We start from the raw sequence: 15,637 nt of genomic DNA on the forward strand, positions 1-15,637 counted from the left end.
CACTCGGAACCTGCGGCGCCGAACGCGCCGACACCGGCGATATCGAAACTCCTATGCGGTCACGGCGCTACGTGATCAGCAACTCCAAAGCCTCGGCCAGGTGTGCCACCTCGCGGACCGAGAAACCCTCCGGGATGGGCCCCGGTCCGTTAGGGCTGGCGGGCACCACGGCGTGGGTGAAACCAAGCCGCTGCGCCTCGTGGATGCGCTGGTTGATCCCCGGCACGGGACGGACCTCGCCAGCCAGGCCAACTTCGCCGAATGCAATGAGCCGCTGAGGCAGTGCCTTGCGCGCCTTCGCCGAGGCCACGGCAAGCGCCACCGCGAGGTCGGTGGCCGGTTCGCTCAACTTCACCCCTCCGACAGTGGCCACGTAGGAGTCGTCCTTGTGCAGGATGCAGCCGGCCCGCTGTTGAAGCACAGCCAGGAGCATGGCGACGCGCGAGCTGTCCAGGCCGCTCGTGGCCCTGCGCGGCTGTGAGCTGGCACTCTCAGCCAGGAGCGACTGCACCTCGGCCAGCAGCGGGCGCCTGCCTTCCATGGTCACGGTGATGCATGTGCCCGACACCGGCTCGCGCGTCCGCGACACAAAAAGCCCGCTGGGATCGGCGAGGCCTTCGATGCCGGCTTCGTTCAGGTCGAAACAGCCGACGTCGTCCGTGGCCCCGTAGCGGTTCTTGACCGCGCGCAACAATCGCAAGCGCGAATGGCGCTCGCCTTCGAACTGGCACACGACGTCCACCAGATGCTCCAGGAGACGCGGACCGGCAATGGAGCCGTCCTTCGTCACGTGGCCAACCAGCAGGGTGGTCATGTTGCGGCGCTTTGCGGCGGCGATGATGGACGCTGCGACTTCCCGGACCTGTGAGACTCCGCCCGCGCTACCTTCGACATCGGCGCTGCTGAGGGTCTGTACCGAGTCCACGATCAGCAGCTTCGGCTCGAGCTTCTCCACTTGCCCCAGTGCCTGCCCGAGGTCGGTTTCCGCAGAGAGATAGAGGGTATGCGCGACCGCGTCAATCCTTTCCGCACGGAGCTTGACCTGGGCCGCCGATTCCTCGCCCGTGACGTACAGGACGTCCTGGCCCGTGCGGGCGAACTTCGCCGCGACATCCAGGAGCAGCGTGGATTTCCCGACGCCGGGTTCCCCGGCAAGCAGGATGACCGCACCGGGAACCAGCCCTCCGCCCAGGACGCGGTCCAGTTCGTCGACGCCGGTGGGCAGGAACGCGGCCGTGGTGCCGTCTACCTCGGCAATCCGGCGGGCCGGCTCCAAAACCGTTGTGGCCGCCGTCGTACGCGCAACTGTGACGCCTGTTTCCTCCACGGTGCCCCACGCCTGGCATTCGCCGCAGCGCCCCACCCACTTGACCGTGGTCCACCCGCATTCGGCACATTTGTACGCGGGTGTCTTGGAGGTGCGTGAGGTCTTGGAAGCCATGCGTACAAGGCTAGTGGAGGGGTAGGACAGTCAAGTGCGCCTTACTGCAATGGAGGAAGCACGTCCCTTGCCTCGCGGGGGTCCATGCCCGCGGCTTCGAGCAGGTCCACCATGAGCGGGCGGAAGAGCATCACCACTGTTTCGCCCTCGAGCTTCTGGACGTGCAGCATTTTGGGGTGCAAGCGGGTGGCAATGTCAGCCAAGTCCTGCCGAGCGCCTCGCAGGTGGGCGCGGCGGGCGCCGTCGTGCACTTCCGCGAGTCCGAGTGACAGTTCCTCGACCGCGGCGGAAGTGTCCTGCAGGACCTCCGAAATGCTGTCCGTGGCCTCGTCCGTCAACGCGGCATGGTTGATGGCACTCGTCAGCCGCCGCGCGAACACGCGGCCGTTGCGAAGGGCGAGGTCGATGGAATCCAGCGATTCCTCCAGCATGGCCAACTCGTCGCGGTGCCGCCGGTACGCCGGGGCGAGCGTGGCCACCTCACCAGAGGCCTTGAGGGATTGGCGCATCCGGTCCACGAGGGGCTGGCAATTCCGCCCCCGGATGAGGGCATGCCAAGCTTGGGTCGAGTCGCTGTTGATCAATGCGTCGGCACACTCACGGAGGACCTCCGAGAGTTCGTGGAGGAGTTTGCGGACGTCCTGGCGCGGTTCCCGTCGCGGGTCCTTCGGGACCAGCATGGTGACCAGCAGCGCGAAAACCCCGCCGACTACGGCGTCGATGCTCCGCGTGAACGGCCCGCCTTCCGGTGCCGGCAGCAGGACCACGAGAAGTGATTGCAGGCCGAGCTGGGTGGTGAAGATGGAGCCACTGTCCAGGAACCGGGCCAGGAGGATGGAGAAAAGGAGCACGACGGCGGCTTGCCAGATTCCCGAACCCAGCCAGTGGAGCAGCAAATCGCCGATGACGATCCCGAGGGTACAGCCGAGCCCGACTTCCACCACCCGGCGAAGCCGCGGATCCCGCGAGAAGCCGAGCGCGATCAGGGACGAGGTGGCAGCAAAAAGGGGTCCCTTGTGCCCCAGGATGTATTCAGCGAACGCGTAGGCGCCCACAGCGCACACGGTCATCTGGACGGCCGGAACCAAGGAGTTCCGGCTGCGGACGAAGCCGGTGCGCAGCCGCGCCCGCAGGAATTTCTTGCTTGCTGAAAGTCCTTGGGGGGCGCTCATGGCTCAAGTCTATTCAGGAGCGGCTCACGGAGTGCGGCACGCCGAGGAAGCCTTGAAGTGAGGGGCGTCACTTAATCCCCCATGACACGCCAAGCGCAAGGGCGACGCTGCACTTGTAAACCAATGGTCCGCCGCCGTTCATCTCCCGTTCACTTTGGACCGCCGATCCCGTTACCTGCGGCTCCTACCGTCAATCAAGGTACAAACACGTACGCAAATCTTTCGTATGCCGACTTTCTCCCTCGGCACGCATCAGAGAATCCCTGGAAGGGGTACATCCCAGTGAAGGCAACTCGCTTCGGCCGCAACGCGGCAATTGCGGTCCTCGCAGTCGGCGCCCTTGCGCTGACCGCTTGTGGTTCAGATAACGCAACCGGCGCCGCACCGGCAGCCACCCCGAGCGCCGCAGCCGTCAAGGTCACCGGCACGCTGACCGGCATCGGCGCCTCCTCGACCGGCGCGGCCATGGACGCTTGGAAGGCCGCGTTCGCTTCCGCCAACCCGGGTGCCACCGTCCAGTACTCCCCGGATGGCTCGGGCGCAGGCCGTAAGGCCATCCTCGACGGCTCCGCGCAGTTCGCAGGCTCTGACGCCTACCTGAGCGACGCTGAGTTGGCCACCTCCAAGACCAAGTGCGGCACCGATGGCGCCATCAACATCCCGGTCTACGTCTCGCCGATCGCCGTTGCCTTCAACATCCCGAACGTCAAGGACTTGAAGCTCGACGCCACCACGGTTGCCAAGATCTTCCGCGGCCAGATCACCAACTGGAACGACCCGGCAATCGCCGCCCTGAACGCCGGCGTCACGCTTCCGGACCTCAAGGTCACCCCGGTCAACCGCTCTGACGACTCCGGAACCACCCAGAACTTCACCGATTACCTGGCTGCCGCTGCTCCCTCGGTCTGGACCGACAAGGCAGCCGGCGTTTGGCCTGCTTCCCTGAAGGGTGAGAACGCCAAGGGCACCTCCGGCGTCGTCAAGACCGTCACCGACACCCCGGGTGCCGTGACTTACGCTGACGATTCCGCAGTTTCCGGCAAGCTCGGCACCGCGCAAATCAAGGTTGGCTCGGACTTCGTCAAGATCTCCGCTGCCGCTGCCGCCAAGGCTGTTGAACTGGGCAAGCCCGTTGCAGGCCGCCCGACCGGCGACCTGTCCATCAAGCTCGACCGCACCACCACGGATTCCTCGGCCTACCCGGTAGTCCTCGTTTCTTACCACGTCGTCTGCACCACCTACGACAAGAAGGAAACCGCTGACCTGGTCAAGGCATTCGAGAGCTACGTAGTCTCCGACGCCGGCCAGCAGGCTGCTGCCGGCTCCGCCAAGTCCGCTCCGCTCTCCAAGGCGCTGCAGGACAAGGCGAAGGCCGCTGTTGACTCCATCAAGGCCAAGGCCTAAGGACCACAATGGAGTAGTGGTGCCGCGGACCGCGTCACCACTACCCTTGAATATCAACGTTCCCCGTCCCGCGCTGGTGAAACATCACCGGACGGGGCGGGGAACTTGGCCATTTTTGAGTGAATCTGAAGGATCGTGAAGTGACCACCAACTCCTTGACCACTTCCCAAGGTGCCGGACGCGCCGGGGACAAGGTCTTCTCCGGAGCCACCTTGGCCGCGGGATGCCTGATCCTCGCGGTTCTCTTCGGCGTCGCACTTTTCCTTGTCATCCAGGCCATTCCGGCCCTTGTGGCTCCACCCGCGGACATCCAGGGCGGCCACGGCTTCTTCGCCTACATCGGTCCGATCGTGGTGGGAACCCTGATTGCCGCCGTCATCGCACTTGTGATTGCAACTCCCGTTGCCATCGGCGTTGCACTGTTTATCTCCCACTACGCGCCCCGCAGGCTTGCCTCGGGCCTTGGCTATGTGGTGGACCTCCTCGCTGCCATTCCTTCCGTGGTCTATGGCGCATGGGGCGCGGCATTCCTTGCCCCCCAGATTTCGCCCGCCTACGGCTGGCTGGCCAGCAACATGGGCTGGCTGCCGATTTTCCAAGGCCCGGCTTCCGCTACCGGCAAGACCATCCTGACCGCGAGCATCGTCCTTTCCGTCATGGTCTTGCCGATCATCACTTCCCTGTCGCGCGAGATCTTCCTGCAGACCCCGAAGCTCCACGAGGAAGCCGCCCTGGCCCTCGGCGCGACCCGCTGGGAAATGATCAAGATTGCGGTTTTGCCGTTCGGGCGACCCGGCATCGTGAGCGCCATCATGCTAGGCCTCGGCCGTGCACTTGGCGAGACCATGGCCGTCGCGCTGGTCCTCTCCTCCGGCGCACTGACCGCAAGCCTGATCCAGTCCGGCAACCAGACCATCGCCGCGGAAATCGCCTTGAACTTCCCTGAAGCCAGCGGACTCAAGGTCAGTACGTTGATCGCGGCCGGCTTGGTGTTGTTCGTCATCACCCTGGGTGTCAACATGATTGCACGCTGGATCATCTCCAGGCACAAAGAATTCTCGGGAGCCAACTAATGACTGTCACAGCCCCCGTAGCGCGCAAACGCTCCGCACTGACCAAGGGCCAGTTGCCCGCTTTCGCACCGTATGTCGTCCTGGCCGTCGCCTTGGTACTCGGCGCTGCAATCCTTGCACTGATCGGCTTCAACGCCTTCGGTTGGGGCCTCGTGTCCGCCATTCTCTTCACGATCGGCCTGGTCGGCTGGAGCGCAGCCGTCGAAGGCGGCCGTAAGGCAAACGACAAGCTTGCCACATGCCTGATCGTCGGCTCGTTCCTTGTTGCGCTGCTGCCCCTGATCTCGGTGATCTGGACCGTCCTCGTGAACGGCATCCCGGGCATCATCACCCCCGGCTTCCTGACGACATCCATGAACGGCGTCACAGGTGCCCTCGACAACAAGAGCGTCGATGACGGCACGAAGGTCCTCGGCGGCGTCTACCACGCGCTCCTGGGCACCGTGCAGATCACCCTGCTCGCCACTGTCATATCGGTCCCGGTTGGCTTGCTGACGGCTATCTACCTCGTGGAGTACGGCAACGACCGGGCCCTCGCCCGTGCCATCACGTTCTTCGTCGACGTCATGACCGGTATCCCCTCGATCGTGGCGGGTCTCTTTTCCGCAGCATTCTTCTTCGCCGTGGTCGGCCCGGGCACCAAGACCGGTGCGGTTGCCGCCGTCGCGCTTTCAGTCCTGATGATCCCGGTGGTGGTTCGCTCGAGCGAGGAAATGCTCAAAATCGTCCCGAACGAGCTCCGCGAGGCGGCTTACGCGCTCGGCGTCCGCAAATGGCGCACCATCCTCAAGGTGGTCATCCCGACGGCGATTTCCGGCATCGCGTCCGGCGTCACCTTGGCGATCGCCCGAGTGATTGGCGAGACGGCTCCGATCCTCGTCACCGCAGGTTTCGCGACCACCATCAACAACAACGTGTTCGGCGGCTGGATGGCCTCACTGCCTACGTTCATCTACACGCAGATCCTGAACCCGACCTCGCCGTCCAACCCGGACCCGTCGAGCCAGCGGGCATGGGGCGCCGCACTGGTCCTGATCATCCTGGTGATGCTCCTGAACCTCGGCGCCAGGCTGATAGCCCGGATCTTCGCCCCCAAGGCCGGCCGTTGAACCGCCAGGCCACACGCAAACTTCCAACCACAGCACCGAAGGAACACCATGTCTAAGCGGATCGACGTCAAGGATCTGAACGTCTACTACGGCAGCTTCCTGGCCGTTGAAGGCGTCAATATCAACATTGAAGCCAAATCGGTCACGGCGTTCATCGGTCCGTCCGGTTGTGGCAAGTCCACCTTCCTGCGCACCCTGAACCGCATGCACGAGGTACTGCCCGGGGCCCGCGTCGAAGGCGAAGTCCTGCTCGACGGCGACAACCTCTACGGCCCCGGCGTGGACCCAGTGACCGTCCGCACCCAGGTCGGCATGGTCTTCCAGCGGCCCAACCCGTTCCCCACCATGTCCATTCGCGACAACGTGCTGGCCGGCGTGAAGTTGAACAACAAGAAAATCAGCAAGGGCGCGGCCGACGCACTCGTGGAGAAGTCCCTGCGCGGCGCGAACCTGTGGAACGAGGTCAAGGACCGCCTTGAGAAGCCGGGATCCGGACTCTCCGGCGGCCAGCAGCAGCGGCTCTGCATTGCCCGTGCCATCGCCGTGGAACCGCAGGTCATCCTCATGGACGAGCCCTGCTCCGCGCTTGACCCCATCTCCACCTTGGCCGTCGAAGACCTCATCAATGAGCTCAAGGACGAGTACACCGTGGTGATCGTGACCCACAACATGCAGCAGGCCGCACGCGTTTCCGACAAGACCGCGTTCTTCAACATCGCCGGCACCGGCAAGCCCGGCAAGCTCATCGAGTTCGCCGACACCACCACCATCTTCAACAACCCGTCCCAGAAGGCCACGGAAGACTACGTCTCCGGCCGGTTCGGATAATCCCCACCGCCACCCTAGCCTCGCAAGTCCCCACCGGCTCCCAGCCTTCGCAAGCTCAGGCAGGGGCCCTCGCCGGTGTGGGCCCCCGGCCAGGGAACCCTGGCGGCGTGGGCCCACGCCCGGGGACCCCTGCTGCTGTGGGCCCAGTAAAGCCCGACGGCGACGGTCACTTCGGAAGGTGACTGCCGCCGTCGGGCTTTTGCATACCTGAGGGCTACAAGCGGATCTGGTGCGGATCCCTCTCAAGGGCCGCCTCCCGAGCCGCTGCCTTCGCCGGCCGGAAGCGGCGCCAGGCCAAGGCCACCAACGGCCAGCAAAGAATGAGCGCCACCAAGAGGTAGACCACCACGGCGACCGGTTCGTTCCACAGGCCGGAGATGTTGCCCGCACTCAGCTGGAAGGCCTTGCGCAGCTGACCTTCGATCCGGGGACCCAGGATCAGGCCGATGATCAGGGGCAGGATCGGCAGGCCGAAGCGCCGCATGGCGAAGCCCAGTGCACCGAGCACCAGCAGGATGACCAAGTCGAATGCCTGCAGGTTGACCGCGTACGCGCCCAGCGTTGCGAAGAACAGTATCCCGGCATACAAGTAAGGCCGGGGAATCCGCAGCAGCTTGGCCCACAAGGGCGCCATGGGCAGGTTGAAGAGCAAGAGCAGGGTATTCCCGATGAACAAGCTGGCGATGAGGCCCCAGACCAGGATTGGTTCGTTCTGGAAGAGCAACGGACCGGGTTGGATGCCGAACTGCATCAAGGCGGCAAGCATGACGCCCGCCGTAGCATTGGTCGGCAGGCCGAGCGCCAGCAGGGGCGTCAACGTCCCGGCAGCGGAGGCGTTGTTCGCGGCCTCGGGGCCGGCCACGCCTTCGATGGCACCGTGCCCGAATTCGTCCGGGTGCTTGGTGAGCTTTTTCTCGACCGAGTAGGACAGGAATGTGGGGACCTCGGCCCCGCCCGCCGGCATGGCGCCGAACGGGAAGCCAAGCGCGGTTCCACGGAGCCACGGCTTCCAAGAGCGCTTCCAGTCCTGCTTGCCCATCCATGGCTGGCCCACCGGGATGGTGGACGTCTTGCTGCGGCGAAGATGGGCAGCGATCCAGAGGGCCTCGCCGACGGCGAAGATCGCCACGGCCACCACTACGATGTCGAGGCCGTCGCTCAGCAAGGGGATGCCGAAGACCAGGCGCTGCTGGCCGGTCACCGGGTCCAGGCCGACCAGTCCGATGGCCAGACCGAGGCCGAGGGATGCGAAGCCTCGGAGCTTGGAGGCTCCAAGGACCGCAGTCACGGTCAACAGGCCCAGGATCATGATGGCCAGATAGCTGGACGGGCCCAGGCTCACCGCAAACTTCACCACCACGGGGGCGAACGCGGCCAAAAGCGCGGTTCCTATGGTGCCGGCCACGAAGGAACCGATGGCTGCCGTGGCCAGGGCTTGTGCAGCCCGGCCCGCCTTTGCCATCTTGTGGCCCTCGATTGCGGTGATAACCGTGGACGACTCGCCTGGGGTGTTCAGCAGGATGGACGTGGTGGAGCCGCCGTACATACCGCCGTAGTAGATGCCGGCGAACATGATGAGCGCACTGGTGGGTTCGAGGTTGTAGGTCAGGGGCAGCAACAGCGCGATAGCCATGGCCGGGCCGATGCCTGGAAGCACGCCCACGGCGGTGCCGAGGAGCACGCCAAGGCACGCGAACATGAGGTTCATGGGGGTCAGCGCGGTGGAGAACCCCTGTAGCAACAGATTGAAAGTATCCATGTCAGAGGATTCCTGCCAAGATGCCGGCGGGGAGTTTGATGCCCAGCCCGAAGTAGAAGCCGTAGAAAGTCAGAAGGGCCATGGCCACGGAGACCAGCCCGTCCCGGACGTAGTTGCGGCCACCCAACGCCCACACGCTGCCCCAGAAAAGCAGCGTTCCGGAAATGACCCAGCCGGCAACGTCGATCAGCAGGATGTTCAGGACAAAGGCGCCAGCCAGGGGCAGGACGGTCTTCCAGTCCGCGGGATGGCTCAGATCCACGTCCTCGCCCTCTTCGGCCTGGCCGCGGCCGCCGCGCAAAACGTTGACAGCCAGCAGCACGGCAGTGACGAGGAGCAGGCTCCCGATGATGATTGGAAGGGCCTTGGGACCCACCGGATCTGATACCGAGTACGGGACTACCAACCGGGATGCGTCCCAGAGAACGACGGCGCCGGCCGCCCCGAGCAGGGCAGCAATGCCGAGCTCGGAGCGGCCTTTGCGTGCCGCCGGCTTACCGGCGGCGGTGGCGTGCTGCGTCACGCCAGCCCCAGTTCCTTCAGTACGTCGGCCACCCGCTTGTCCTGGTCCGTGAGGAAGGTCTTGAACTCATTGCCGGTGATGAATGCGTCGGACCAGCCGCGCGTCTTAAGGGCTGCCTTCCACTCATTGCTTGCGTGCATCTTGGTCAGGGCGTCCACAATACGGTCGCGGTCGGCGTCGGAAACTCCGGGCGGAGCCACAATGCCGCGCCAGTTGGTGAAGACGAGGTCGATTTTGGATTCCTTGAGTGTCGGGGCATCAACGCCTTCCAGACGTGACTCGCCGCTCGTGGCCAGCACGCGTACTTCGCCGGACTTGATCTGCTGGAGGTATTCACCGGCGCCGGAGGCCGCGAAGCCGACCTTATTGCCAAGGATTGCCGGAAGCAGGTCGCCGCCGCCGTCGAAGGAGACGAAGTTGACCTTCTTGGGGTCGATGCCAACTGCCTTGGCAAGTTGCATCGGGAGCAAATGGTCAGGGCCGCCAGGGGAGGAACCGCCACCGACGGAGACCTTGGATGGGTCTTCTTTCCAGACCTTCACCAGATCGTCGATGGTCTTGTACGGGGAATCTTTGCCGACCATGATGGCGCCGGGTTCCTGGATGAGGCGGGCGAGGGGAGTGGTGGCCGTCAGCTTCGCCTCGGATTTGTTGGTGTAGCTGGCGCCAACAACGCCCAGGCCCATGAGCATGGCGAGGTCCTTGTTGCCCTTTTCGTTGACCAGGCGTGCCAGGCCCACCGTGCCGCCGGCGCCTGCAAGGTTGAAGACTTCGACGTTTGTAGCGGTCTTGGTATCACCCATGACCTTGGCTGCTGTGCGGGCCGTCGTATCGTAGCCGCCGCCGGGGGTGTTGGGGACCATGATCCGGAGCCCGGTCAGCGGTCCGGCAGGGGCGCTGCTCGTCTTGCCGGCGTCGGCGCCGCCGGTCACGCCGCAGCCGGTGGCCGCGACGGCAAGGCCTGCAGCGACAGCGATGGCGCGCAGTGCGTTCATTGGACGCATGTGTTCCTCTTCTCATCATTGGTGGGAGTGTCTTCACGCTACGGGCGGCAGTGATGCAGGTCACTGTTGTGTTCTCAAAGATCGTTGTGTTCATTGTGGTCACGGTCACACAAGCGCCAGGTGGGCCGATAATGGAACAGACCCCGCGCGGAAAAGCCGCGAAGCAGAATGGCCTGCACCCGGCTGGCCCCGATGCGGAAAGGAAAATACCTGTGCTCAAAGCTGCCGGAAGGCGAAGGATCCTGCGCCGCCGCCGGATGTCGCTAGCGGGCCAATACCTGGGGCTGCAACTGCTGATTGTGCTCGCTGTGCTGGTCGGGGTCATTTTCATCTCGCTTGCCCAATCGGTGCAGACCTTCGAGCGTGTGGAAGGGCGGCGCGCCCTGTCAGCCGCCGAATCCCTCGCTGCGATGCCCGTGGTCCGTTCCCTGCTTCCTGACGCGGAGCCAGGTCAGGGCGCCGCGCTTCCCGCCGTCGCCGAATCCGCCCGGACCGTGTCCGGCTCAAGTTTCGTCATCCTGGCCAAACCGGACCGCACCGTCCTGACTTCGCCTGACCCCTCCCAGCTTGGTACGTTGCTGGACCTGGGTGATAGCGACGTCCTTCTGGGGCGCGCATGGACCGGCGCCGTCAACATGAACGGCAAGGTATCCCTTGTGGCACATGTCCCGGTGCTCAATGACGAGGGCCGCATGGTGGGGATCGTCGCCGTCGGCGGGAATTACCCTTCGGTGTGGGAGAGGCTGGGCGACGCCGTACCGGATCTGCTTACTTACCTCGGCGTTTCCTTGGCCTTGGGCACGGCCGGTTCCGTGCTGCTGTCCCGGCGCGTGAAACGGCAGACACTCGGCCTTGAACCCGAGGAGATCGCCGGCCTCGTTGAGCATCGTGAGGCCATCCTGCATGGCGTGAAGGAAGGCGTTATCGCCCTGGACCCGCACGAACGGATCACGGTTGCCAACGAAAGCGCGCGCGAGTTCCTCGGCCTGCCGATGGATTGTGTGGGTCGCAAGCTCAACGAGCTTGGCGTGGAACCGCAGTTGCGGGAGGTCCTGACCACGGAGCAGCCGGACCCGGACCGTTTGGTGCTGGCAGGAGAGCGGGTAGTGGTTCTGAACCGCAAACCTGTCCTTTCACATGGGCGGGTCATCGGATCAGTGACTACATTGCGGGACCGCACGGAACTTTCCACCTTGGAGAAGGAGCTCGGAGCCACCCGCACTACAACGGACACCTTGCGGGCACAGACACACGAGTTCGCCAACCAGCTTCATACCATTTCGGGACTGATCCAGCTCAAGGAATACGACGAGGTTGTCAGCTTCGTCAGCGGCGTCAGCCTCAGCCGAACACGCCTGCATGACGACGTCACCTCCCGTATCCACGATCCTGCGCTCGCAGCCATGCTCATCGCGAAAGCGAGCCTGGCCGCCGAGCGGGTCGTAACGCTGCAGCTGGACCAGAACTCGATGCTTGGGCGCGTTGACGAGCAGCTCTCGAGGGACTTGACCACCATTGTCGGCAACCTCGTGGACAACGCGATGGACGCCGTCGCGGGTTCCCCTGACGCAACCGTCCGCGTGACGTTGGCCGAAGAGCCTGACAGTGTGGTGATCACGGTGCGGGACTCCGGTCCCGGTGTGGTCGAGGAACGGATGGCGGACATCTTCCGGCAGGGATTCACTACTAAAGCGATAACGGCCGACGGCGGTCGTGGCTTCGGACTGGCGCTCACCCGGCTGGCTTGTCTGAGGCGGGGCGGAGAGGTGAACGTCCACAACGACGGCGGTGCCGTGTTCACCGCGAGCCTTAAGAAGCGGAGTCCAATCGAATGATCAATGTCCTGATAGTCGACGATGACTTCATGGTGGCCAAGGTCCACTCAGGATTTGTCCGCCAGACCCCCGGCTTCTTAGTGGTCGGTGTGGCACACACAGGCGCGCAGGCCTTGGACGAGGCTAGGCGATTGAAACCGGATCTGGTCCTCCTGGACATCCACCTGCCTGACATCAGTGGCCTGGACTTGCTGCATCAGCTCCGGGAGGCACTGCCGGAGCTTGACGTGCTGGTCATTACGGCTGCGCGCGAAGTGGATACTGTCCGCCGCGCACTCCGCGGCGGCATTGTCCACTACCTAATGAAGCCCTTCTCCGCCGACGACCTGAACGAACGGCTCCAGCACTACCAGCGCGCGTACAGCTCGCTGGCCGCGTCCAAGACCACGGCCGAGCAGGACGACGTGAACCGGGTCTTCGGGCTCAGCCGGCGTGAACGTCCCCTGCCCAAAGGGTGCAGCGCGGAGACGCTGCGGATGGTGGAACAGTTGCTGAAGGAATCGGACCGGGATCTCTCCGCAAGCGAGGCCGCCGATGTCCTGGGAACCTCCCGGGTCAGTGCCCGGCGCTACCTTGAGTACTTGAGCGAGGAAGGCCTGGTCACGGTTCAGCTCCGCTATGGCGGAGTGGGCCGGCCGGAGCGTCGGTACGTGTGGCGGAGTGTTGGGCCCCGCTGAACTCAGTGGGCCAGCTGAACTCAGCGGGACCCGCTCAACTCAGTGCGACAGCGGCGAGAGCGCCAGCCCAAGGACGAACGCCACAGCGGCGGTAACGATCGGCGTCGCGACCCAGAACCCCAGGATCCGCAGCACCATCCGGCGGTTGGTGACGGAAAAGTTCTGGTTGGTTCCCGCGCCGAGCACTGCCGACGTCACAGTGTGCGTGGTGGAAAGCGGCAAATGGAAGCCGATGGCGCCGACGAACAGCATCAGCGACGTCAGGCTCTGGGCGATGAATCCCCGCATCGGGTCTACCCGTGTCAGCTTGTAGCCCAGGGTGTACGAGATGCGCCAGCCACCGCAAAGCGTTCCCGCCGTGAGCATGACAGCCGTCAGGAGGATGACCCAGATCGGAAGGTCATTGGAGTCGGACACCCCGGCCGCGACAGCGCCCAACAGGATCACCGCTACTGTTCTCTGCCCGTCCTGCAGGCCATGTCCGAACGCGACGGCAGCGGCCGAGACGGATTGTGCATGGCGGAAACGGCCGTGCATAACATCGGGCTGGGTGTATCTCGCCGCCCACGTGACAGGCCACACGAGAAGGTAGGCGCCAAGGAAGGCGATCACAGGGGATAGCAGCAACGGCAAGACCACTTGCGCCAGCAGAACGCTGTCTACCCCGTTGATGTAGCCACCTCCCATGACTGCGCTTGCAGCTCCGGCCCCCACCAGGCCTCCCACCAAGGCATGGGTCGACGAGAGCGGCACACCGCGCCACCAAGCGTAGATTCCCCAAAGGATGGCGCTGCACAGCCCCGCGGCGAGCACAGTCAGTCCGCTCACTCCCGAGGGGAGAACCACCCACGACTGGCTGAAAATCAGCGCGAAACCGCCGCTGAGCAGTACCCCCGCGAAGTTGAAGACAGCCGCCAACACAACGGCAACTGACGGAGTGAGGGCCCGGGTCCGCACGGAGAGTGCGACGGCGGTGGAGACGTCGCGGAAGCCATTCAGGAATGCGAAGCCAGCCGCCAGCGCCACCACAAGGGCGAAGAACGCGACCGCCACCTCATGCTTCCTTGACGATGATGCTGCCTACCTGGGTGGCGACGCGCCGCATGTCCTTGGTGACGTCCACTAGTTGGTTGGCTACGTCGCGGTTCCGCGAAAACTGGGTGGACTTCATGTCGCGGAGCATCTCTGCCACCCAGGTCCGGTGGCTGCGCTCGGCACGCTTGGCCAGCCGCAGGACCTCGATCCAGTAGTCCTCGAGTTCGTCCAGATCGTCCAACTGGCGCATGGCATCGACTGTGAGTTCCGCCTGGCGGCTGATGATCTCCAACTGATCCGCCGCGCGCTTGGGCACGCGGTCCAGTTTGTAGAGGGCTACGAGCTCACCCGCGGCATCCAGCTTCTCCATCGCCTCGTTGAGGAAACGGGAGAGGGCGTACATGTCCTCGCGGGGGAGCGGGTTCACGAAACTCGTGCGCATGTGGGTCAGCAAGGCGAAATGCAGATCCGTGGATTTCGCCTCGTGCTCGTGCAACTCCTCCACAAGCCGTTCGTGCTCCGCGACAGGGGCTCCGAAGATCTCAGAAAGCGTCCCGGTTGCCTCAAGAATCTGGCGGGCCATTTGCGACAACAATTGCAACCCGGCGGGTTCTTGGGGGAAGAGACGCAGCTTCATTTGGCTTCCGGTAGGCGGGAGGGGTGCGGGCGGGGCGGCGTCTTCGCCGAAGGGCATAAAAATGGTGCCGAACCGGATACGCCTCTCGGCGGTAGGCCGCTCGAAGCGGCTATAAGTTGAAGCCCGGGGGTTTCGCGGTTCGACACCAGTTTCAGTTTTCTACGTCGGCCGAGCTAAGTCAATCTTGACAGCTGGCGCCGGGGGTGGTTGTGACGGCCGGTCGCCCTTATGTTTCATGTCAGTCCAGCTCTCCGAGGCGCCATGCATTGGCCGCGTGCTCGAGATCTTCCGCGGTCTTCACGAGTTGGTGCGAGTTCCGGGTCAGCTTGCTCGCGTGGCCTTCGTTGGAATGCTCTGCGCTGTCCGCCAGGGTTGCTTGGCCGAGCGCGACGACGCGGCAAAACGCGGCTGAGCGTTCCAGCGCGACGTCGAAATCGCCGTCGAACGCTCCCGAGAGGATGGCATCTGCCATCTGCTTCATTTCGTCCGCTCCCGGCGGCTCGGCTGCCCCCGCCACAACATGGGAAACCTGGGCGGTGTCCCTCCCGGCCTTGAAGTACACGGAAATGCGCTCGGAGTTCTGCATGGTGGCCGCGCGCAAGGCATAGAGCCGCCACAAGGCGCCAGGCAAAGACCGGGCGGGGCTCTCGGCCCACATTTCAGCGATAGCCTCCAGGCCTTGCTCGTCAGCGAGTTTCACGAGGCGCCTCGTGATCTTGGGATCATCGCTATCCCGACCTCGCCGCACGAGCGCCTGGGCGGCAAGGTGCGCGGCTTCGGACACGCGCGCGGGGTCCGCTCCGCCGGCAAACGGCTCGAAGTCAATCGGCGCGAAGGGTTTCGGCTTGTGGTGCCTATTTGCTCCGCCGTATACAGGAGGTCCCGATTGTTCGCTCATGCCCCAACGCTACTCCTGTGTTTTCGCTCGTGCACTCTTGACTGGGCTTGTTGCGTTCGACGGCGCGGGTGCTGCCCGTGTCAAAACGGCCTTGAGCTTGAGGTACAGTATTTATGGCTGTTTCTACAGTCGGCAGGGGCCTTTAGCTCAGTTGGTAGAGCATCGGACTTTTAATCCGTGGGTCGTGGGTTCGATCCCCACAGGGCCCACCCTAAAACCCCCCGGAACCGCACGGTTCCGGG

14 protein-coding genes and 1 tRNA gene are annotated in these 15,637 nt (G+C 64.3%); 7 read left to right on the forward strand and 8 right to left on the reverse strand.

Annotation, left to right across the window (positions count from 1 at the left end; translation table 11 throughout):
* Positions 1-67: 67 nt before the first annotated feature.
* Together radA and QRN52_RS16420 are read right to left on the reverse strand one after the other, a co-directional pair.
* The gene (radA, locus tag QRN52_RS16415; RefSeq protein WP_284754320.1) at positions 68-1,441 is read right to left on the reverse strand and encodes a DNA repair protein RadA; all 1,374 of its coding nucleotides are present in this window, start codon (positions 1,439-1,441) and stop codon (positions 68-70) included.
* Between the two features lie 41 nt (positions 1,442-1,482).
* Positions 1,483-2,613 (reverse strand): FUSC family protein, encoded by a 1,131-nt coding sequence (locus QRN52_RS16420; RefSeq protein WP_284754321.1) that lies wholly within the window; start codon positions 2,611-2,613, stop codon positions 1,483-1,485.
* Between the two features lie 282 nt (positions 2,614-2,895).
* Between QRN52_RS16420 and pstS the strand changes: the two genes are divergently transcribed.
* The 4 genes from pstS to pstB all read left to right on the forward strand — a co-directional run bounded on the left by pstS (position 2,896) and on the right by pstB (position 7,027).
* Positions 2,896-4,017, forward strand: coding sequence for a phosphate ABC transporter substrate-binding protein PstS (gene pstS / locus QRN52_RS16425; RefSeq protein WP_284754323.1), 1,122 nt, complete (start codon positions 2,896-2,898; stop codon positions 4,015-4,017).
* A 140-nt stretch (positions 4,018-4,157) separates the two neighbouring features.
* Entirely contained in the window at positions 4,158-5,090 is a 933-nt protein-coding gene (pstC, locus tag QRN52_RS16430) for a phosphate ABC transporter permease subunit PstC (RefSeq protein ID WP_284754325.1), read from the forward strand.
* On the forward strand, positions 5,090-6,199 hold the full coding sequence (pstA, locus tag QRN52_RS16435) for a phosphate ABC transporter permease PstA (RefSeq protein WP_284754327.1): 1,110 nt from the start codon (positions 5,090-5,092) through the stop codon (positions 6,197-6,199). The genes pstC and pstA overlap by 1 nt, the downstream gene beginning before the upstream one ends.
* Positions 6,200-6,247: 48 nt before the next feature.
* Entirely contained in the window at positions 6,248-7,027 is a 780-nt protein-coding gene (gene pstB, locus QRN52_RS16440; protein ID WP_184740670.1) for a phosphate ABC transporter ATP-binding protein PstB, read from the forward strand.
* Between the two features lie 214 nt (positions 7,028-7,241).
* Here the strand turns inward: pstB and QRN52_RS16445 are convergent, their stop codons facing one another.
* From QRN52_RS16445 to QRN52_RS16455, 3 genes are read right to left on the reverse strand one after another with little or no spacing between them, the layout of a single operon-like run.
* Positions 7,242-8,786: a tripartite tricarboxylate transporter permease gene (locus QRN52_RS16445; RefSeq protein WP_284754330.1), complete on the reverse strand. Its 1,545-nt coding sequence runs from the start codon at positions 8,784-8,786 to the stop codon at positions 7,242-7,244.
* 1 nt (position 8,787) lies between these two features.
* Entirely contained in the window at positions 8,788-9,309 is a 522-nt protein-coding gene (locus QRN52_RS16450; RefSeq protein WP_284754331.1) for a tripartite tricarboxylate transporter TctB family protein, read from the reverse strand.
* Positions 9,306-10,313, reverse strand: coding sequence for a tripartite tricarboxylate transporter substrate binding protein (locus tag QRN52_RS16455; protein ID WP_284754332.1), 1,008 nt, complete (start codon positions 10,311-10,313; stop codon positions 9,306-9,308). The genes QRN52_RS16450 and QRN52_RS16455 overlap by 4 nt, the downstream gene beginning before the upstream one ends.
* A gap of 257 nt (positions 10,314-10,570) precedes the next feature.
* Here QRN52_RS16455 and QRN52_RS16460 point away from each other — a divergent pair, with 257 nt between their 5' ends.
* Entirely contained in the window at positions 10,571-12,148 is a 1,578-nt protein-coding gene (locus QRN52_RS16460) for a sensor histidine kinase (protein ID WP_284754501.1), read from the forward strand.
* Positions 12,145-12,825, forward strand: a complete 681-nt coding sequence (locus QRN52_RS16465; RefSeq protein WP_284754333.1) for a response regulator — start codon at positions 12,145-12,147, stop codon at positions 12,823-12,825. The genes QRN52_RS16460 and QRN52_RS16465 overlap by 4 nt, the downstream gene beginning before the upstream one ends.
* Before the next feature lie 39 nt (positions 12,826-12,864).
* Here QRN52_RS16465 and QRN52_RS16470 read toward each other — a convergent pair whose 3' ends face one another.
* The 3 genes from QRN52_RS16470 to QRN52_RS16480 form a co-directional block, all read right to left on the reverse strand.
* Positions 12,865-13,878 carry an inorganic phosphate transporter gene (locus tag QRN52_RS16470; RefSeq protein ID WP_284754334.1) on the reverse strand — a complete coding sequence of 338 codons (1,014 nt, stop codon included), beginning with the start codon at positions 13,876-13,878 and terminating at the stop codon, positions 12,865-12,867.
* Position 13,879: 1 nt separating this feature from the next.
* Positions 13,880-14,497 (reverse strand): DUF47 domain-containing protein, encoded by a 618-nt coding sequence (locus tag QRN52_RS16475; RefSeq protein WP_269994243.1) that lies wholly within the window; start codon positions 14,495-14,497, stop codon positions 13,880-13,882.
* Positions 14,498-14,735: 238 nt separating this feature from the next.
* Entirely contained in the window at positions 14,736-15,395 is a 660-nt protein-coding gene (locus QRN52_RS16480; protein WP_265980649.1) for a hypothetical protein, read from the reverse strand.
* A 136-nt stretch (positions 15,396-15,531) separates the two neighbouring features.
* Between QRN52_RS16480 and QRN52_RS16485 the strand changes: the two genes are divergently transcribed.
* Positions 15,532-15,604, forward strand: a tRNA-Lys gene (locus QRN52_RS16485).
* Positions 15,605-15,637: the final 33 nt, after the last annotated feature.

This window comes from Arthrobacter sp. efr-133-R2A-120 (genome assembly GCF_030209835.1).
In the GTDB taxonomy this organism is placed as follows: Bacteria; Actinomycetota; Actinomycetes; order Actinomycetales; family Micrococcaceae; genus Arthrobacter.